This is a genomic window from Croceivirga sp. ABH4_376, from assembly GCF_056160685.1.
In genome coordinates this window covers 843,995-863,702 of sequence record NZ_JBSWXQ010000001.1, presented here as the reverse complement: position 1 = coordinate 863,702, position 19,708 = coordinate 843,995, and the positions used below count along the sequence as shown (strand labels likewise).

The 19,708-nt window shown below is 37.3% G+C and carries 19 protein-coding genes; 13 read left to right on the top strand and 6 right to left on the bottom strand.

What is annotated here, in order from left to right; all coding sequences use genetic code 11:
• Window position 1: 1 nt before the first annotated feature.
• From ACXAGS_RS03775 to groL, 4 genes are all read left to right on the top strand, one after another.
• On the top strand, window positions 2–979 hold the full coding sequence (locus ACXAGS_RS03775) for a hypothetical protein (RefSeq protein WP_474904636.1): 978 nt from the start codon (window positions 2–4) through the stop codon (window positions 977–979).
• Between the two features lie 5 nt (window positions 980–984).
• Complete coding sequence (gene secG, locus ACXAGS_RS03770) at window positions 985–1,338, top strand: preprotein translocase subunit SecG (RefSeq protein WP_474904635.1); 354 nt, start codon at window positions 985–987, stop codon at window positions 1,336–1,338.
• A gap of 149 nt (window positions 1,339–1,487) precedes the next feature.
• Window positions 1,488–1,766, top strand: coding sequence for a co-chaperone GroES (locus ACXAGS_RS03765; protein WP_010518267.1), 279 nt, complete (start codon window positions 1,488–1,490; stop codon window positions 1,764–1,766).
• 74 nt (window positions 1,767–1,840) lie between these two features.
• A complete protein-coding gene (gene groL, locus ACXAGS_RS03760) occupies window positions 1,841–3,472 on the top strand; it encodes a chaperonin GroEL (protein ID WP_474904633.1) in 1,632 nt (543 codons plus the stop codon).
• Between the two features lie 305 nt (window positions 3,473–3,777).
• On the opposite strand, the gene ACXAGS_RS03755 is transcribed toward groL, so the two are convergent.
• From ACXAGS_RS03755 to ACXAGS_RS03740, 4 genes are all read right to left on the bottom strand, one after another.
• Window positions 3,778–4,494 carry a heavy-metal-associated domain-containing protein gene (locus ACXAGS_RS03755; RefSeq protein ID WP_474904631.1) on the bottom strand — a complete coding sequence of 239 codons (717 nt, stop codon included), beginning with the start codon at window positions 4,492–4,494 and terminating at the stop codon, window positions 3,778–3,780.
• Window positions 4,494–4,853 (bottom strand): heavy-metal-associated domain-containing protein, encoded by a 360-nt coding sequence (locus ACXAGS_RS03750; RefSeq protein ID WP_474904629.1) that lies wholly within the window; start codon window positions 4,851–4,853, stop codon window positions 4,494–4,496. The genes ACXAGS_RS03755 and ACXAGS_RS03750 overlap by 1 nt, the downstream gene beginning before the upstream one ends.
• A gap of 8 nt (window positions 4,854–4,861) precedes the next feature.
• Window positions 4,862–7,108, bottom strand: coding sequence for a TonB-dependent receptor plug domain-containing protein (locus ACXAGS_RS03745; RefSeq protein ID WP_474904628.1), 2,247 nt, complete (start codon window positions 7,106–7,108; stop codon window positions 4,862–4,864).
• A gap of 70 nt (window positions 7,109–7,178) precedes the next feature.
• On the bottom strand, window positions 7,179–7,592 hold the full coding sequence (locus ACXAGS_RS03740) for an HYC_CC_PP family protein (protein ID WP_474904627.1): 414 nt from the start codon (window positions 7,590–7,592) through the stop codon (window positions 7,179–7,181).
• A 126-nt stretch (window positions 7,593–7,718) separates the two neighbouring features.
• Between ACXAGS_RS03740 and ACXAGS_RS03735 the strand changes: the two genes are divergently transcribed.
• The 7 genes from ACXAGS_RS03735 to rodA all read left to right on the top strand — a co-directional run bounded on the left by ACXAGS_RS03735 (window position 7,719) and on the right by rodA (window position 15,388).
• Window positions 7,719–8,171, top strand: coding sequence for a GAF domain-containing protein (locus ACXAGS_RS03735; protein ID WP_474904625.1), 453 nt, complete (start codon window positions 7,719–7,721; stop codon window positions 8,169–8,171).
• A 90-nt stretch (window positions 8,172–8,261) separates the two neighbouring features.
• A complete protein-coding gene (gene purH / locus ACXAGS_RS03730) occupies window positions 8,262–9,794 on the top strand; it encodes a bifunctional phosphoribosylaminoimidazolecarboxamide formyltransferase/IMP cyclohydrolase (protein WP_474904623.1) in 1,533 nt (510 codons plus the stop codon).
• Between the two features lie 54 nt (window positions 9,795–9,848).
• Window positions 9,849–10,877: a rod shape-determining protein gene (locus tag ACXAGS_RS03725; protein ID WP_010518258.1), complete on the top strand. Its 1,029-nt coding sequence runs from the start codon at window positions 9,849–9,851 to the stop codon at window positions 10,875–10,877.
• A 51-nt stretch (window positions 10,878–10,928) separates the two neighbouring features.
• Window positions 10,929–11,738 carry a rod shape-determining protein MreC gene (gene mreC / locus ACXAGS_RS03720; RefSeq protein WP_474904621.1) on the top strand — a complete coding sequence of 270 codons (810 nt, stop codon included), beginning with the start codon at window positions 10,929–10,931 and terminating at the stop codon, window positions 11,736–11,738.
• Window positions 11,728–12,240, top strand: coding sequence for a rod shape-determining protein MreD (locus ACXAGS_RS03715; RefSeq protein WP_474904620.1), 513 nt, complete (start codon window positions 11,728–11,730; stop codon window positions 12,238–12,240). The genes mreC and ACXAGS_RS03715 overlap by 11 nt, the downstream gene beginning before the upstream one ends.
• A 9-nt stretch (window positions 12,241–12,249) precedes the next feature.
• Window positions 12,250–14,118, top strand: a complete 1,869-nt coding sequence (gene mrdA / locus ACXAGS_RS03710) for a penicillin-binding protein 2 (RefSeq protein WP_474904618.1) — start codon at window positions 12,250–12,252, stop codon at window positions 14,116–14,118.
• Window positions 14,108–15,388, top strand: a complete 1,281-nt coding sequence (gene rodA, locus ACXAGS_RS03705) for a rod shape-determining protein RodA (protein ID WP_474904617.1) — start codon at window positions 14,108–14,110, stop codon at window positions 15,386–15,388. The genes mrdA and rodA overlap by 11 nt, the downstream gene beginning before the upstream one ends.
• Here the strand turns inward: rodA and ACXAGS_RS03700 are convergent.
• Together ACXAGS_RS03700 and ACXAGS_RS03695 are read right to left on the bottom strand one after the other, a co-directional pair.
• A complete protein-coding gene (locus ACXAGS_RS03700; protein WP_474904616.1) occupies window positions 15,385–16,185 on the bottom strand; it encodes a DNA/RNA non-specific endonuclease in 801 nt (266 codons plus the stop codon). The two genes, rodA and ACXAGS_RS03700, sit on opposite strands and share 4 nt — an antisense overlap.
• A gap of 75 nt (window positions 16,186–16,260) precedes the next feature.
• A complete protein-coding gene (locus ACXAGS_RS03695; protein WP_474904614.1) occupies window positions 16,261–18,459 on the bottom strand; it encodes a carboxy terminal-processing peptidase in 2,199 nt (732 codons plus the stop codon).
• Between the two features lie 188 nt (window positions 18,460–18,647).
• Here ACXAGS_RS03695 and surE point away from each other — a divergent pair, with 188 nt between their 5' ends.
• Window positions 18,648–19,427, top strand: coding sequence for a 5'/3'-nucleotidase SurE (gene surE / locus ACXAGS_RS03690; RefSeq protein WP_474904613.1), 780 nt, complete (start codon window positions 18,648–18,650; stop codon window positions 19,425–19,427).
• A complete protein-coding gene (locus ACXAGS_RS03685; RefSeq protein WP_474904611.1) occupies window positions 19,420–19,707 on the top strand; it encodes a hypothetical protein in 288 nt (95 codons plus the stop codon). The genes surE and ACXAGS_RS03685 overlap by 8 nt, the downstream gene beginning before the upstream one ends.
• Window position 19,708: the final 1 nt, after the last annotated feature.

Below are 19,708 nucleotides of genomic sequence, written 5' to 3'. Positions count from 1 at the left end.
AATGAACGTTACAGAATTCATATCCATTTTACAAGATGCCAATAGCATTATTTCGCCTCAGCAAACCAGAGAGCTAGAAGAAATGCTAGAGGAATATCCCTATTTTCAGGCCGCAAGGGCCTTACATTTAAAAGGGCTTAAAAACTTAGAATCCTACAAATACAACAATGCCCTAAAAATTACCGCGGCGCACACTACGGACCGTGAGGTTTTATTTGATTACATTACCTCAGAATCTTTTGAGAATAACGAGATTGCCAACACCATTCTAGGCAGAACAACAACCTTAAACGACAAGGAAACGTTTTCCGAGGAAATTGAACCAAATCCAGACGCCAAGACTTTTATAGAAGGTACGGAAGAAGACCCTTTACCTAGAAATATAAAAGAAGCCGAAGAAATTCTAAACCCTGCCTTGTTCAACCAAAAAGAAGCCACCTTAAAAACAAGCAGAAGTACAGAAAGGCAAGATTTACCTAAAGACAAATCTAAAATTGAAGAAGAAGAACAAGAAAATGCTAAAAAAAGACTAGGCCTGGGAAAGCCTTTACAATTTTCAAAAACAGAAAAACATAGCTTTACGGAATGGCTACAATTAAGCACATTAGCCAAGCAAAAATTACCGCAAGCAGAAAAGGAACCTGCACAAGAACCTCCTATTGAAATAACTAAAAAAGAAGCCGAGGTTATTGATCTTGAGAAAAAGAAAAAGTTCGACTTGTTGGATAAGTTCATAACTACCAATCCCAAAATTGTTCCTAATCAAGAACTGATGAAAAAGGTAGTAATTAACGATTCGCAAAAAACAGACACGACAGAATTAGCAACAGAAACCTTGGCCAAAGTCTATTTGGAACAAAAAAAATATAAGAAAGCAATACAAGCTTATAAGATATTGAGTTTGAAATATCCAGAAAAAAGTGGTTTCTTTGCCGACCAAATTCGGGCAGTAAAGCAACTGCAGAAAGAAAAGAATTAAAAAACATGAGTACGTTTACTATTTTTTTAGGCCTTATCATTATCGTTTCTTTATTATTGATATTGGTCATAATGGTACAAAACCCTAAGGGTGGTGGTTTATCTTCATCTTTTGGAGGTGGAACCCAAGTTGTTGGCGGTGTTAAGAAAACAGGGGACTTTTTAGATAAAAGTACTTGGACTTTAGCCGTACTTTTAATCGTATTGATTTTATTATCCAATCTTTCCTTGAATGGAGGATTTGGAGCCGCAGAATCTAAAGTACTGCAAGGAACAGATATTGAAACTACCGTTCCAGAAGAAGTACCCGCAGAGATACCTGCACCAGTAGAAAGCACTACTACAGACACCATTCAGTAGTACATTCTACATCTTAAAATTTACAATGCCAGTTTGTATATGACAAGCTGGCATTTTTATTTCTACAAATTGTCAGTTTTTATGGCTTGGCATAATTTCTGCCACTTGGTATCCGTAATATTAAAAACTAATACCTAAAAATTCATAAAATGGCGAACGTTAATATTAAACCATTAGCAGACAGGGTTCTTATAGAACCAATGGCAGCCGAGACCAAAACGGCTTCTGGAATTATTATTCCCGATACTGCCAAAGAAAAACCACAAAAAGGTAAAGTAGTAGCTGTAGGTCCAGGAACCAAAGACGAGGACATGACAGTTAAAGTTGGAGACACCGTGCTTTATGGAAAATATGCCGGAACCGATTTAAAATTAGATGGTGTAGACTATTTAATCATGAGAGAAAGTGACATTCTTGCAATTGTCTAACCCTTTCTAACTACAAAAAAAGAAACAATTAAGTTATAATTTAACCTAATTAAACTTCACAAAAAACAAATAAAATGGCAAAAGATATTCAGTTTGATATAGATGCACGTGACGGCCTTAAAAGAGGTGTAGATGCATTGGCCAATGCCGTTAAGGTAACTTTAGGCCCAAAAGGTAGAAACGTTATCATTAGCAAATCTTTTGGTGCACCACAAGTAACAAAAGATGGTGTTACTGTTGCAAAAGAAATAGAATTAGAAAACGCCCTTGAGAACATGGGCGCACAAATGGTTAAAGAAGTTGCTTCTAAAACCAATGATTTAGCTGGTGACGGTACTACTACAGCTACTGTTTTAGCACAGGCTATTGTAAAAGAAGGGCTTAAAAACGTTGCAGCAGGCGCTAACCCAATGGACCTTAAAAGAGGTATAGACAAAGCTGTTGAGGCTATTGTTGCAGATTTGGAAAAACAAGCTAAGACTGTTGGAGATTCCACAGACAAAATAAAGCAAGTTGCTTCTATCTCTGCCAACAACGATGACACTATTGGTGATTTAATTGCACAAGCTTTTGAAAAAGTAGGAAAAGAAGGCGTAATTACCGTAGAAGAAGCCAAAGGTACAGATACCTACGTAGACGTGGTAGAAGGTATGCAGTTTGATAGAGGTTACCTATCTCCTTATTTTGTAACCGATTCTGAGAAGATGGTTGCTGAGTTAGACAACCCTTACATTTTGTTGTTTGACAAGAAAATTTCTTCTATGAAAGATTTGTTACCCGTTCTAGAGCCGGTAGCACAATCTGGAAAACCATTATTAATTATTGCCGAAGACGTAGATGGCGAAGCACTAGCTACTTTGGTAGTAAACAAACTACGTGGTTCTTTAAAAATTGCCGCTGTTAAAGCTCCTGGTTTTGGAGATAGAAGAAAAGCAATGCTAGAAGACATCGCAATTTTAACTAACGGTACGGTTATTTCCGAAGAAAGAGGCTTCTCTTTAGAAACTGCTACTATTGATATGTTGGGCACAACAGAGCGTGTTTCTATAGACAAAGACAACACTACTATAGTAAATGGTTCTGGTGCAGCAGAAAACATAAAAACAAGAGTAAATCAGATAAAATCTCAAATTGAGACCACTACTTCTGATTACGACAAAGAAAAACTTCAAGAGCGTTTGGCCAAATTGGCTGGCGGTGTGGCCGTACTTTATGTTGGTGCTGCTTCTGAGGTTGAAATGAAAGAGAAGAAAGATCGTGTAGACGATGCATTACACGCAACTAGAGCTGCTGTAGAAGAAGGTATTGTTGCTGGTGGTGGTGTAGCCTTGGTTAGAGCAAAATCTGTTCTAGATAAAGTTAAGACCGAAAATGCAGACGAGGCTACTGGTTTACAAATTGTAGCAAGAGCTATTGAAGCACCAATTAGAACTATTGTTTCTAATGCAGGTGGTGAAGGTTCTGTAGTAGTTGCAAAAATACTTGAAGGTAAAGGTGATTTTGGATACGATGCAAAATCTGACCAATACGTGGAAATGATGAAAGCTGGTATTATTGACCCTAAGAAAGTAACTCGTGTTGCTTTGGAAAACGCAGCTTCCGTTTCTGGAATGATTTTAACTACTGAATGTGCATTGACAGATATTAAAGAAGATGCACCTGCTGGACCTCCAATGCCAGGAGGCGGTATGCCAGGTATGATGTAAAAGCACATCAATGACTTAATACAAAATCCCATGTTGTCAACATGGGATTTTTTAGTTTAGCATAACAAATAAAAAAGAGCCGTTTAAAAACGACTCTTTCTGTTATTTCAAAACCAGATTCCATCTTGGAATCTAACCACCAAATTACTTCTTTTTACCAGTAGCTTGGGTTGTCTTTTGAGCTCTTGCAGTTGGAGCTGCTTTTGCTGGCTGGGACTTTCCTGAAGATTTAGCTTTTGCCATAATTATAAATTTAAAAACCATTATAAATGTATCTTAAGAAACAATCCGTTGGTCATTTTTAGCTAAAGATTAACTAAAAGCATCACTATTGCCATAACTAGCATAATAGCATTTTCTATGAAAGTTGCCTCCGTCATTGGTAAATTTAATGTTGTACCCAAACAAGCACATTTTATTGCCTTCTTATCCAAAATAGACTTAGTTACACCAACAGTTGTTAAACCCAATACAATTAAGGTAATTACCAGCCCCAATTGCACCTGAAATCGCATTAAGAACATCAGCCCTAACGCCAGTTCTATAAAAGGGTAAATTTTACCATAAACAGGTACCCGCTTTGCCAAGGGATCGTACATGCCAAAACTTTCTGGAAAGCCTTTTAAATCCAGTAGTTTAAAAAAACTAAAGACGATATAAAATAACCCCATAAAATCTAACATAGCACTACTCCAATCCCAACTCTTGTAGTTGAGCAAGAAAGCTGCAGCAAACAAATAAGCAAAAATGAGAAACAAAGGTTTGAGTTGCTTCCATTTAGATGCTCTCTCCTCAGGGATTGCTTCAGGATAAGCTTCGGTTTTACTAATCACCGTATATTTTTCAGGCAAAGCAGCTTGTAATTCGTTAGCAACAATAACCCGGTTTGAGGTTATATTAGCCATAGAAGATTCTAAATCTACCTCAACCTCTTCCACTCCTGATATTGCTGCTATTTTTTTGGTCACGGATGCTACACAGCCATTGCAAGTCATCCCAGAAACCGTAAATTGCTGCTCCATTAATCGTGATGCTTAGAATCGTCCGTATTGTCTTCTCTATACTTACAACATGGATGAATTTTAGCATAAGCCTCTTCCGTTGCTTTCAATTCTTTACTATCATGACCTACCGCGGCAATGGCAGATTTAATTTCCATACTATTGGTTTTGCGCTCATCTATAATCAAAGACAACTCGTGCGTAGGAATGTCCCAAGAAGCGTATTTTACTCCTTTTACGTTTAAACAAGCCTTTTCTATACGAGCTTTACACATACCACATTTACCGTTAACCTCAAAATTCAACTTTTTGTTCTTGTCTTGTGCAGTTACGTTAAGTGCAATTAACACCACTCCTAAAAATAAAATCAGTTTTTTCATCGTATTGTTTAATTAAGTTTATATCTAAATCCGGCATAGAACATTCTACCCATTATGGGGGCATACACTATGCTAGTATCAAAGTTTGGACCAAAAGGGTCATTGGCCCCAAGAACAGGATTATCCTGTGTAAAATTAGTTAAGTTTTCACCACCCAAATACACTTCAAAAGCATTAGAAAACACTTTGGTTACCTGTGCATTCATCAAAACATAAGAAGGGGAAGCATCCCCTAATTGGTAATTTTGCTCAAATACCCCAGTACTTGGCAAACGTTGTTGCCCAACGGTATGCAAGGTATAATCCATTCGCCATTGCGCACCATTTTCTTTAGGGTTAGTGGTGTATCCCAGGTTTAAAAAGTACCTGTTTTTAGCCGTTAATGGTTTTTGCAGCAATCCGTTTTGGAAATTGGTATTAACACTATAGAACTTGTAAGCGGTTCTAAAATCTAGCCGTGGTAAAACCTCATAATTTAATTCTACCTGAAAACTATTAGCATAACTCTCCCCTACTAAATTGGAAAAAATTACCTGAGTAGGATTCTCCCAATCTACCACTACCTGATTATTGAACTGGGTACGGTAAAAATCCAAGCCTAAATTTCCTTTTCGGCCAATCCATGTAAATCCTTGTAAAAAACTCAGTCCAAAATTAGTTGCTTTTTCGGGTTCAAAGCCATAAACAGGGCCTGTAGTGTTATTAAGCAGTAATTCCCTGTTAGATGCGAACAAACGTTGATTTTCAGCAAAAATATTTGCGGCCCTACGGCCAATACCGAAAGAACCTCTTAAACTTGCATTCTCCCAAGGGGTATACCTAACATGTAATCTAGGCGTAAAAAACGTACCTAATCTATTATGACTATCTACCCTAACGCCAGCGGTGAGGCTTAATTTCTCTAGATTGGTATAGGCGTACTCAAAAAAAGCACCAACAGAACGGTCAATCCTATTAAAATCGGCTGTATTTACCAATTCGTCATATTGATCATAAGCAAAGGTAATACCCGTTTTAAAGGTGTTTCTAGTATCGCCCAGAATAGAATTGAATACCAAATTGGAATACAAACTAGCATGTGAAATATCGTATTGATTAAATCCGTAATACGAATCTTGGTCGTGCTTACTAAAAGCTATTTGCAGGCCCATGCTCTGGAAGGGCATATCCGGAAATACGTAACCCATTTTACCAGAAAGGTCATAACGTTTTGTATTGATCTCACTACCCCAAGCATTGGTGGTAAATTTATCAGTTTCCGGATTAAAACTTACTTGCCCCACTTGTTTATCATCAACTAAAAAGCGAGCTCCAAAAAAACCTACCCAACCTTTTGCCGCATCTTGGTATTGCCATCTATTAAAAACATTTAACTGGTCTGCCAAGGGCACATCTAAAAACCCGTCATAGTTATTATCCTCTTTTTGGCTTCTTTTGTTACCATGCACATATAAGCCTGTAGACCATTTATCCGTCACCTTAGTGTTTAAGTGCGTATTTACCTCGTACCTGCCATTTTGATTTGCGTATCCATTCACAAACAACCTATTATCCGTGAAAGGCTTTACCAACTCTGTATTAATTTGTCCAGATATACTTTCGTAACCATTAACTACAGAACCTGCCCCTTTGGTTATCTGTATACTTTCTACCCAAGTTCCTGGGGTAAATGTTAAGCCAAAGGTTTGAGAAGCACCACGAACCATGGGTATATTCTCTTGTGTAATTAAGATATACGGACTTGTTAACCCTAACATCTCTATTTGCTTTGTACCTGTAAGCGCATCGTTAAAGTTTACATCTATAGCCGGATTGGTTTCAAAACTTTCTGATAGATTACAACAAGCCGCCTTTAACAATTCGGCACTATTTATAGTAACTATATTCTCTGAAGATAAAAATGCCTTTTGTACCGCATCTTTTTTTTGTTCCACCACAACCTCATCTAATTGATTGGAAGGCTGCAGCGTATGATGCACCATCTTTGGTTCCATGATGGTTAAAGTATCGGTTTTAAAACCAATATAACTAATAACCAATTTATCGTATTCACCAGTATAGGGAATGGCAAAAAGACCCTCTTCATTGGTTATTGTTCCTATAGGTGAGTTGAGCCAGAACACATTAGCTCCGGGAAGTGCCAAATGCTTTCCTTCTGCATTGCCTTCCATAATCATGCCTTCTACTTTGTCTTGGGCATGACCAAAAGTTAAAATTTGTACTAAAATGGCGAAAAGCCAATAATTATTTTTCATTGTAATTTGATATAATAAGGTTACATACAACTTTGTAGGTCATAGACCTATTTCTTGTAAAACCTTAAAATCAAATTAGATATACTTCGTAAAGCTGATGTAGTTTCCGCTCAGGTAAAGGAGGCGCTTCAATAAGATGCGTAGTAGCCGTGTCTAGCTCTACGGATTGCAAATGAAGATAAGCAACCGTATAGGTTTGTAGAAAAACTTGTTGCTCAAAATCTAAATCGTCCCAAGAGGCTTTGATTAAATCGTCTTGCCCAGACATTGTAAAAGAGTCATCATCACAACAGCCTGGATTTTCCTGTTCCATTTCTAGGGCAGCCATTGCAGCCTTCATACCACAATCTTCCGCACCATGAAAAAAGGCAACATCCATAACCCTGCCCATACACAAATGCTTATCTACCGTCCATGAGAAGGTAGAAAGCAATACTAGGAAAGCTAGTGCTATAGAAAAGCTATTTGTTACTACTTTTTTCACCCTGCAAAAATACAAAATTATCAGCTCGATACTTAAACGCGTTTTTGTTTGATATATTTTTAACAGCTTCTATTGTAAGGAATAGGAATACTACCGACTTTTGCACTCTAATTTTAATTAATTACCATGTTCGAAGCTTTAAAACCACAGGTAACTACTCTTTTAAGCGACACCACGCAAACCGTGGACCAACGTATGCAAGCTATTTGTGAGTTATTAAAAGCAGAAATCCCTCATTATGACTGGGTAGGTTTTTACTTTAAAAACGGAGATAAGCGCGAACTAAAATTAGGTAGTTACGCTGGTGCCCCTACAGACCACACTATTATCCCATTTGGAAAGGGCATCTGTGGCCAAGTAGCAGAAAGCAACCAAAACTTTGTAGTACCAGATGTACAAGCGCAAGACAATTATATTGCTTGTAGCATTACCGTAAAGTCAGAGATTGTAATTCCATTATTTAAAAATGGCGAGAATATTGGCCAGATAGATATCGATTCCAACACACCAGACCCATTTACGCAAGAAGACGAGCGTTTTCTAGAATGGATAAACCAAGGTGTTTCTCAAATTCTTTAAAACTTAAGGGTTTTTGTTAATAACCCGTAAGGTTTTTTTTGGTGAAATAAAGTACTTTTGAAGCTTAATTTTTTCCACTTCAAAATTCTAATGAGTACTACCAAAAAAGCAACATCGGCATTAATTTCCGTATTTCATAAAGACGGACTAGAACCTATTGTTAAAAAACTAGACGAACTTGGGGTTACCCTGTATTCTACCGGAGGCACGGAGAAGTTCATAAAAGATTTAGGCATAGATGTAGTTGCCGTAGAAGATGTAACCAGTTATCCATCCATTTTAGGTGGACGCGTTAAAACCTTACATCCTAAAATTTTTGGTGGTATCTTAAATAGACAAGACCATGATGGAGACGTGGCTCAGATGGAAGAATTTGAAATTCCACAGTTAGATATCGTTATTGTAGACTTGTATCCATTTGAAAAAACGGTAGCCAGCGGTGCTGCCGAACAAGATATAATCGAAAAAATTGACATAGGTGGTATTTCCTTGATTAGAGCGGCTGCCAAAAACTTCAAAGATGTGCTTTGTGTTTCCTCCATGGAAGATTACAGCCAATTTTTAGAAATCATCACTAATGGTAATGGCGGGACTACCTTAGAAGAAAGAAAATTGTTCGCCGCTAAAGCGTTTAATGTTTCATCGCATTATGATTCTGCCATTTTCAACTACTTTAATCAAAAACAAGACGTAACCAGCTTAAAAATTAGCGAAACGCAAGGGCAGGTATTGCGTTACGGAGAAAACCCACACCAAAAAGGATATTTCTTTGGAGATTTTGATGCCATGTTTGATAAACTACACGGCAAAGAGTTGTCTTATAACAACCTTTTAGATGTGGATGCCGCCGTTAATTTAATGGGAGAATTCCAAAACGACGCTCCTACCTTTGCCATTTTAAAGCATAACAATGCTTGTGGTCTTGCCACTAGAAATACTATTAAAGAAGCGTATATAGATGCATTAGCAGGTGATCCTGTTTCTGCATTTGGGGGCATCTTAATTAGTAACACAGAAATTGACAAGGCAACTGCAGAAGAAATCCACCAATTGTTTTGTGAAGTAGTCATTGCTCCTTCCTATTCTGATGACGCCCTAGAGGTTTTAAAAGGCAAAAAGAATAGAATCATCCTAATACAGAAAGAAGTCGTATTACCAGCTAACCAAGTACGTACTTGTTTAAACGGTTTCTTATTACAAGACAAAGACAATAAGAGCGATGCAAAAGAAGATTTAAACAACGTTACCGATAAGGCAGCCACTGCAGCGGAAATAGAAGATTTGCTGTTTGCATCTAAAATCTGTAAACACACCAAAAGTAATACTATTGTATTAGCAAAAAACAAACAATTGTGTGCTAGCGGTACCGGGCAAACTTCTAGGGTAGATGCCTTAAACCAAGCCATACATAAGGCGGGTTCTTTCAATTTTGATTTGAACGGCGCGGTAATGGCTAGTGATGCTTTTTTCCCGTTTCCTGATTGTGTGGAGATTGCCCACAAAGCAGGTATTAGTTCCGTTATACAACCAGGGGGTTCTATAAAAGACCAATTGAGCGTAGATTACTGTAACGAAAACGGACTTTCTATGGTAATGACAGGCACAAGACATTTTAAGCATTAAATTGCTTACTTTTACCGACAAAATTTACCTTTAATCTAAAATTAGGACCTTTCTATGGGATTCTTTGATTTCATGACCGAGGAGATTGCCATTGACCTTGGTACGGCAAACACCTTAATAATACATTTGGACAAGGTTGTGGTAGATAGCCCTTCCATTGTTGCCCGTGACCGTGTGTCTGGGAAGATAATTGCCGTAGGTAAGGAGGCGAGTATGATGCAGGGGAAAACCCATGAAAACATTAAAACCATACGTCCACTTAAAGATGGTGTAATCGCAGATTTTGATGCTTCTGAAAAGATGATCAATATGTTCATTAAGAACATACCTGCGCTTAAAAAGAAATGGTTCCCACCTGCATTGCGCATGGTAATTTGTATTCCCTCTGGTATAACCGAGGTAGAAATGCGTGCCGTACGGGAATCTGCAGAACGTGTTAATGGTAAAGAAGTCTACCTAATTCACGAACCTATGGCAGCAGCAATAGGTATTGGATTAGACATTATGCAACCCAAAGGCAACATGATTGTAGATATAGGTGGTGGTACTACCGAAATTGCGGTTATAGCCCTTGGTGGTATTGTTTGCGATAAATCTGTAAAAATCGCCGGTGATGTGTTTACCAATGACATCATCTATTACATGCGTACACAACACAATTTATATGTGGGAGAAAGTACTGCAGAAGCGATAAAAATTGAAATTGGAGCTGCAACGGAAGATTTACAATCCCCTCCAGAAGACAAGCAGATTCAAGGTAGGGATTTGTTAACTGGTAAACCAAAGCAGGTACAAGTTACCTATCGTGAAATTGCAAAGGCCTTAGATAAAAGTATTTTACGCGTAGAAGATGCTGTAATGGAGACCCTTTCCCAAACACCACCAGAACTTGCTGCGGATATTTACAACACAGGTATTTACCTTGCTGGTGGAGGCTCTATGCTTCGTGGTTTGGACAAACGTTTATCTCAAAAAACAGATTTACCCGTCTATATTGCCGAAGATCCTTTAAGAGCGGTTGTACGTGGTACCGGCATAGCCCTAAAAAATCTAGACCGCTACAAAAACATTTTAATTAAGTAAAAAACCTTTACCACTCCTTTTATGTTACTGGGGTAAAACTGAATTGATGGAATGCAAAGAATCATCAACTTTATTCTCAACAATAGAAATACATTTCTTTATGTTGTGTTGTTGGTGCTTTCATTGGGAATAACCATAAATTCACATAATTACCATCAATCCCGTTATTTTAATTCTACTAAATGGATAAGTGGTACTATCTACGGTATTTCGCACGGTATCACCAACTATTTCAACCTAAAAGAAGAAAATAAACGCCTAGTAGAAGAGAACCAACAGTTAAGGGAACAAGTGTTAAACGCTCCTAAGGAATACTTGACGGACAGTACTTTGAATTTTGAAATTGTTCCTGCTCAGATAATCAAAAATATGTATGCTTCGCCTAGGAACTACATTACCCTAGACAAAGGAGAAAAGCAAGGCATAAAACAAGATATGGGCGTTATAACCCCGTTAGGCATTCTTGGTATTGTAGAAAACACCTCTAATGGTTTTACCGTTGTACAAAGTATACTCAATACAAAATCAAATATTAATGCTAAAATTAAAAACACTAATTATTTTGGATCTTTAGTATGGAATGCAAAAGATTACAATGTAGTACAGCTAATAGATATTCCTAGATCGGTACCATTGGTTCAAGGAGATACCATTACTACAGGTGCCATGTCTAGCATTTTTCCAGAAAACATACCTATTGGAACCATTAAGGCTTTTGAGTTAGGGCAAAACCAAAGCACATACACAATAGATGTAACCTTGTTTAATGATATGGCTAACGTAAAGAACGTTTATGTAATTAAAAACAAGGCCCGTAAAGAGATTATAGACTTACAAAAAGCAGTAGAAGATGCAAAATAATCTAATACTACTTTCTTTAATTCGTTTAGTATTACTGGTGTTTGCCCAGGTACTTATCTTTAATCATTTAAACTTTTACGGATACATAAACCCACTTATTTATGTGTTATTTTTTTATTGGTATCCTATACGTGAGAACAAATCCGTTTTTATTCTACTAAGTTTTATCCTAGGGCTTTTAATTGATATTTTCTCAGACACAACTGCCTTACACGCAATGGCTGCAATAACCGTAGCTTTTAGTAGACCACTGCTAATGCGTTTTTGTTTTGGGGTTAATTTTGAATTTCAAGGATTTACTTATAAAAATACGACCAAGGTACAGCGTGCCACCTTCTTATTATTGCTAATTTTAATACAACATATAGTATATTTTTCTTTTGAAATTTTAAGTTTTTCGCATATACTTTTAATTTTAAAGAAGATACTTTTTACCGCTATTGTAACGTTTCTATTTAGTATATTATTGAGTTCGTTATTTGCCACAGATCAAGATATTTAGATTGTAAAAATGAGAAGGCTATTGTTATCCTCCATAATTGTTATTGTAGGTTTTACCTTTATAGGTAGACTATCCTATTTGCAGTTAATTCGTTTTGCGCCCAATCAAATATTAGAAGACCCAGCCATTAAAGCCGTATATGATTACCCTGAGCGCGGGTATATTTACGATCGCAATGGCAAACTTTTGGTAGGCAACCAACCTGCCTATGATGTAATGGTTATTCCTAGGGAAACCAAAACCCTGGACACTTTAGAATTTTGTAGCCTTTTGGGTATTAGCCAAGAACGATTTAATTTTCAGATAGAAAAAGCCCGAAGGTATTCACCAAGATTACCCTCTGTACTGGTACCGCAACTATCCAAGGAAGATTATGCTGGTCTGCAAGAGAAAATGCGTAAATACCCTGGTTTTTATATACAAAAACGATCTTTACGTGACTACAAAACCAATAGTGGCGCAAATGTTTTGGGTTACATTAGTGAGGTTAACGAAACAGATTTACGGGCAAATCCATATTACCGTGCCGGAGAACTTAAAGGACGAACCGGAATAGAGAAGCAATACGAAGAAATTTTACGGGGTAGAAAGGGTGTAAAATACATTCAGAAAGACCGTTTTAATAGGGACATAGGCCCATACAAAGACGGCAAGTTAGATACCCTACCCAAACTGGGAAAGGAACTTCATATAACAATAGATAAAGACTTGCAGGAATATGGCGAACGGCTAATGAATGGTAAACGAGGTGGTATTGTGGCTATTGAGCCATCTACGGGAGAAATTTTAGCCCTTATCTCTGGCCCCACTTATGACCCTGCACTTTTAGTTGGTAGAGAGCGCTCTAGAAATTATAGCAAATTACATTATGACAGTATAGCTAGGCCTACTTGGGACCGTTCCATATTAGCAGAACCTTCCCCTGGATCACCATTTAAAACACTTAATGCGTTAGTTGCCCTGCAAGAAGGTGTAATTGACCCTGATACTCGCTTTACGTGTTATAATGGATTCTATGTTGGTAATCACAAAAAAGGATGCCATTGTGGTGGCGGTGTTCGCGATATGAATTCTGGTATTTATAAATCGTGCAACGCTTACTTTGCTGGCGCTTTTAGAAAGATTTATGGTAAGTATGAAACCACAGATGAGGGAATGGATGCTTGGGAAGGTCACATGAAAAGTTTTGGTCTTGGCGATTATCTGGGTGTAGATTTACCAACCGGTAGACCTGGAAGAATTCCTGATAAGGAATTTTACGATAAATGGTATGGAGACAATAGATGGGCAAGTTCTACAATTATTTCCAATTCTATTGGCCAAGGGGAAGTTGCCTTAACCCCAATACAATTAGCAAATATGACCGCGGCAATTGCTAATCGTGGGTTTTATTATACCCCCCATGTAATTAAAGAAATTGGTAACAATATTGACATAAACGCTGAGTTTACGGAACGGAAATATACCACCATTGAACCAAAACATTTTGAACCTGTTATTGAAGGTATGGCCAACGTTTACAATGTAGGCACCGCACGTTGGCTAAAAATACCTGATATTGATATTGCGGGTAAAACGGGTACCGTAGAAAACTTTACAAAAATTGATGGGAAAAGAGTGCAACTAACAGACCACTCTCTTTTTTCTGCATTTGCTCCAATTAAAAAACCTAAAATTGCCATTGCCGTGTATATCGAAAATGGCTATTATGGCTCAAGATATGCCGGACACATTGCTTCGTTGATGATAGAAAAATACATTAAAAGAGCAATAACCAGAACCGACTTAGAGAAGAAAATGCTGGAAAAAACCCTAGAGCACGAGTATGCTAAACCCCTGAGCGGAGAACCATTTAAAATAAATGAATATGGCTGGTAGCAACCTGCTAAAACGCCTAGATTGGCTAACTATTTTTCTGTATCTCATTTTGGTTGTTTTTGGTTGGGTCAACATTTATAGCACAACAATGCTAGACCCTGAAACCTCTTTGTTCAACATGAATACGTTGTACGGAAAACAGTTCTTTTTCATGGGAGTTTCCTTGGTATTTATCATTTTGATATTTGCTGTGGAAAGTGCATTTTTAGAGCGTTTTTCTGGCCTATTCTATGTAGTATCCATCATTTTCTTAATTGGCCTTTTCTTATTTGGAAAAACCATTGGTGGTGCCAAAAGTTGGTATGATCTAGGTTTCTTTAATTTTCAACCTTCAGAATTAGGTAAACTTACAACAGCCTTGGCTTTGGCCAAGTTTTTGAGCGATATACAAACGGACCTTAAAAAAGGGAAACACCAGTGGTATGCCGTGTTAATACTTCTTGTACCAATAATATTAATATTGCCACAGCCAGACCCAGGCAGCGCATTGGTTTACTTTTCTTTATTCTTTGTACTCTTTAGAGAAGGATTTCCCATGAAATATTTAGCCTTTGCCCTAATGCTAATTGTTTTATTTGTAACCACCCTCAAATATGGGGTTATTTGGGTCTGCATTGGTTTAGGAATTTTAACATCACTGTTTTTCCTGTTTAAAAAATCAAAATTTAAAATTCCAACTTTACCATTAGTTCTATTTTTGGTGGCTTCGGTGGTTATTTCGTTATCCGTAAACTTTGTTTATAACAATGTTTTTGAACAAAGGCATCGGGATCGGTTTAGTCTTTGGTTAGGCTTAGAAAAAGACCCCGTACGCATTCAACAAATAAAAAAAACAATAGGATACAATACCTACCAAGCAGAAAAGGCTATTGAATCTGGTGGCTTGTCTGGAAAAGGCTTTTTGGAAGGAACCCGAACAAAAGGCGACTTTGTTCCAGAACAACATACAGATTATATTTTTAGTTCTGTTGGTGAAGAATGGGGTTTTATGGGCACTACGTTTGTGGTGGTGGTTTTCTCCTTACTTTTTTTAAGACTCATTATGTTGGCAGAACGCCAAAAAAAGTCTTTTAGTAGAATGTACGGCTACGGTATAATCTCTATACTACTCACCCACTATTTTGTGAATATAGGTATGGTAATTGGCTTATTACCCACTATTGGTATTCCTTTACCCTTTTTTAGCTATGGTGGCTCAGGACTTATATTTTTTACCGCTATGCTTTTTATCTTTCTTAAGTTTGATACAGAACGTTTAAACGAGCTCTAGAAGCTCCAATCATCAATAAAAGTATTCGCTTCTAATTGGTCTTGTGTTTCCTTGGGCATGGATTTGAAAAAGTCTATACCTGTTACCTGCTCTAATTTATCTATGGATACCACAAAAGATTCAAATGCATCTTTACGCTCTTTATTGGGCATTAAAAAAGCTAAGGCCGTATACGCATTACCTTTTTTTCTTAGTATTATTTTGTAAAACAATTTAGGCACATCAACATCTTCCTCTCCTATTTCCTTTAATCCGTTTTCTAAAACACCCCCGGTTACAATAAACAAATCTCCATATTTTTTGCACCAAGACCTTGTTTTTTGCTCGAGCCTATTCCAAATACCTGCATTAAATGCTCTATCTTGAGGTGAAATATTTGAGGTATAAAATGTTTCATTATACGCCTGTAAACTAAACCTACGATCTCCAGCCGGACACAAATGCCCTCTATCATAACCAGAACCCCTATAATTTTTCCAATCCGCAGATTTTGTCTTCACCTTTGGATCCTCTATAAAATAAGGTCGTTTACGATCATCATAAGTTAGGTGTTCTTTCTTTAACCAATAAGCAACCCATTCTGCCTGCTCGTGAGGCTCACTATAAGAAAGCGTATAATAATTGTGTGCAACTATTTCTCCGTAGGTAGAACTAGGCATATACAAGTCGTCTGCGTTCGTTTTTATTGTTTTTTGATTATCATCACTATAACTAGCAGGAGTATAAAAATTATTGAACAACCAAAAACCAATGGTAAGCACTGCTATAGCAGAAGGGTAAAAATATTTACGTTTCATAACCGTAAAAGTATTGCATAAAAAAGGTCCTATCAAAATTGCTAGGACCTCTAATCTATGCTTGCTTTTGAATTTTTATCCTTTTACAGCTAATTTTGCATTTTGATGCTTCATCGCGGTAAGTTTTAAATCTTCTAAAACACTAACTGCTTCTTCTACATACACGTCTTTGGCCAGTTCATTATGCCACCTATCTCTTTTTTCACGAAGAATTTCGTCTTGAGTGAACAACTCTTGCTCATATTTTAAGGACTCGAACGTTAACTTAGAATCATAATCCCTTAGTGCCTTAAAGTAGTCTGATTTACGTTTGTTAGCCTCTTGCTCAGATTTGTAAAGTTCATAGTTTAAAGAAACCACATTCTCATCTTGTTGTTCTTTTACCCATCTTGCATTTTCTTCCAACATTTTTATTTGATTGTTGCTAGCCATGCGTGCCTTGCTTCTTGCAATGGTACCTTCATAATCTAAATACCCTTCCCAGGTATTGTAGTCTGCAGGGGAGATTCTATCCCACCCCAAAGGATTGTCCTGATCACGTTCCCCTAGGTCTATATAGCTGTATCTGTCTGGCACCACAATATCACTTTTAACACCCTCTAATTGTGTAGAGCCACCATTAATTCTATAAAATTTTTGAGTAGTTAACTTTATGGCTCCCAATTCTCCATGCTCATTACTACGAACAATATTGTCTAACGGTATTACATTCTGAACGGTTCCTTTTCCAAATGTTTGCTTGCTTCCAATTACAATTGCTCTTTTATAGTCTTGCATGGCAGCTGCTAAAATTTCAGAGGCAGAAGCGGAAAGTTCGTTTACCAAGATAACCAGTGGGCCATCCCATTGAATTCTTTCGTCCTTATCTTCATGTATTTCTTTGCGCTGTCCAGAAGAACGTACCTGCACTATTGGGCCATCCTTTATAAATAAACCTGCCATTTCAACAACGGTCTTCAAAGAACCGCCACCGTTATCCCTTAAATCTAATATTAGTCCTTCCGCACCGGCTTCCTTTAAACGCTCTACTTCTTTAGCAACGTCAGAGGCGGCATTTCTTTCGGTATAATCTTCAAAGTCAACATAAAATTTTGGCAAGTCTATAAGACCGTACTTTCTGTCTCCCTTAATTACTGTGGCAGACTTTGCATAAGATTCTTCTAATTCTACTACATCCCTGGTTATGGAAACAACCTCAACGGTACCATCAACTTTTCTAACTGTTAAATCTACCACGGTACCTTTTGGTCCTTTTATCAATTTAATGGCATCATCTAAACGCATGCCCACAATATCAATTGGTTCATCGCCGTCTTGACCCACTTTTAATATTTCGTCACCTACTTCTAGTGTCTTGTCTCTCCAAACTGGCCCACCAGAAATGATTTCAACTATTTTAGCACCTTCTGTTTTCTTTTGTAAACGTGCCCCAATGCCCTCGAATTTTCCAGACATGCTTATGTCAAATTTGTCTTTTTCTTCTGGGGCAAAGTAGAAGGTATGTGGATCAAACTCATCTACAATGGTATTCAAATATTGAACAAACCAATCTTTTCGCTCTAAATCAGAAACAAAATCAAAATATTCATCCAAATTTTTCTTTACATTCTCCCTAGAAGCCACTTCTACTTCGGCCAAGGTCATGTCTTTTAAATTTTTAGAACCGTTATCCTTTGCTCGTTCTATCTCTACAGATGCCATATCTGGCCCAACGTCTTCTTTGGAATTTCCACTAAGCGCTGTTTTCCTAATGGTAACTTTATTATCATAAACCCCTAAAGTGTTATACTTTAATTGTTTTCTCCAACGCTCTTTTAATTGTCTTCTATTGCTAGCGTAAGGTTCTTCGCTATAATCAACATTAATATCCTCCTTAATGGTATAATCAAAAGGCTCACTCAAAATTTCAGCATAAATCTCTTTGGCCTCGTCCATTCTTTGGATTAAACGTTCATGTACAATACTAAAGAAGCTTATGTCCGTATTTTTAATCTGGTCATCAATTTGATATTTGTATTTCTCAAATTCCTTGATGTCGCTTTCTAAAAAATAGCGTTTTGTAGGATCTAAAATATCTAAGAAATCTTCAAATACATTAGCAGAAAACTTATCGTTTATTTCTTTAGGCTCATAGTGCCCTTTTTCTAGTACGTAGGTGATTAAATCCAACAACAATTTATCCTTATCATCGTTTTCAAAAGATTTGTTGGTAAAACTGCAAGAAGCTACAGCTACCATCCCCACCAAAAGGACTAATATTAAATTCTTCTTCATAATAACCTGTTAGAACAGTGATTTATAATTATAAAATTGGATTACAGCAGCACTGCATAACCACTCTTAATTCTCTAAGATACTGAAAAAACCATGCCAGTTTGGGTATGTCCATTTAATTTTTTGTTAAACGGAACATTCACCACATCCTAATGAAAAACGTATTTTTACGCTATTAATTATACCCAATGGAAAAACCTTTAATATTAGTTACCAATGATGACGGAATTACCGCACCAGGTCTACGAAAATTAATTGCTTTAATGAAAGAGTTGGGAGAGGTTGTGGTGGTAGCCCCAGATAGCCCACAATCTGGAATGGGACACGCCATAACCATAGACAACACCCTCTATTCTAAAAAAATGACCATTGATAAAGAGAATGGCGCGTCTTTAGAATACAGTTGTAGCGGCACGCCTGCGGATTGTGTTAAGTTGGCCCTACAAGAACTATTGCCTAAAAAACCAGATATTGTAGTGAGTGGTATAAACCACGGCTCTAATGCCTCCATAAACGTTATTTACTCTGGTACAATGAGTGCTGCAATAGAAGCTGGCATAGAAGGCCTGCCGGCCATAGGGTTTTCGCTATGTGATTATAAGTGGGATGCTAATTTTGATAGCTTTGACAAAGAAATAAAACAAATTGTTACTGAAGCTTTAACCAACGGCTTACCTAAAGGCACCGTATTAAACGTGAATATACCCAATACAAATGGCAAGCCCGTTAAAGGTATCAGGGTATGTAGACAAGCAAAGGCAAATTGGAAAGAAAAATTTGACAAACGTTTTAGCCCTAGTGGCAAAGAATATTATTGGTTAACTGGCGAGTTTGAACTTTTGGACAAAGGAGAGGATACGGATATTTTTGCTTTAAACAACAATTACATTTCAGTTGTACCCACTCAGTTCGATTTAACCGCCCACCACGCCATGCAAACATTAAATAATTGGAATTTAAATGAATAACCCAAAAAAAGACGTACTAATTGGTCTAATAGTTGGTCTTATTGCCAACACGTTTGGCTCACTACTCTATATCTTAATCTTTTCAGATTTTAGCATTATAGAAACGCTAAAGGCCGCAAGAGAGCAAGGACACTTAGGCAGTATTCTAGCACTTGGGGCAATCCTTAATCTTTTAGCATTTTTTGGATTTTTAAAACTTAAAAGAGATTACCGTGCCCGTGGTGTTATGATCGCTACCGTAATTACCGCCCTGACTATTTTATATTTTAAGATTTTTTAAG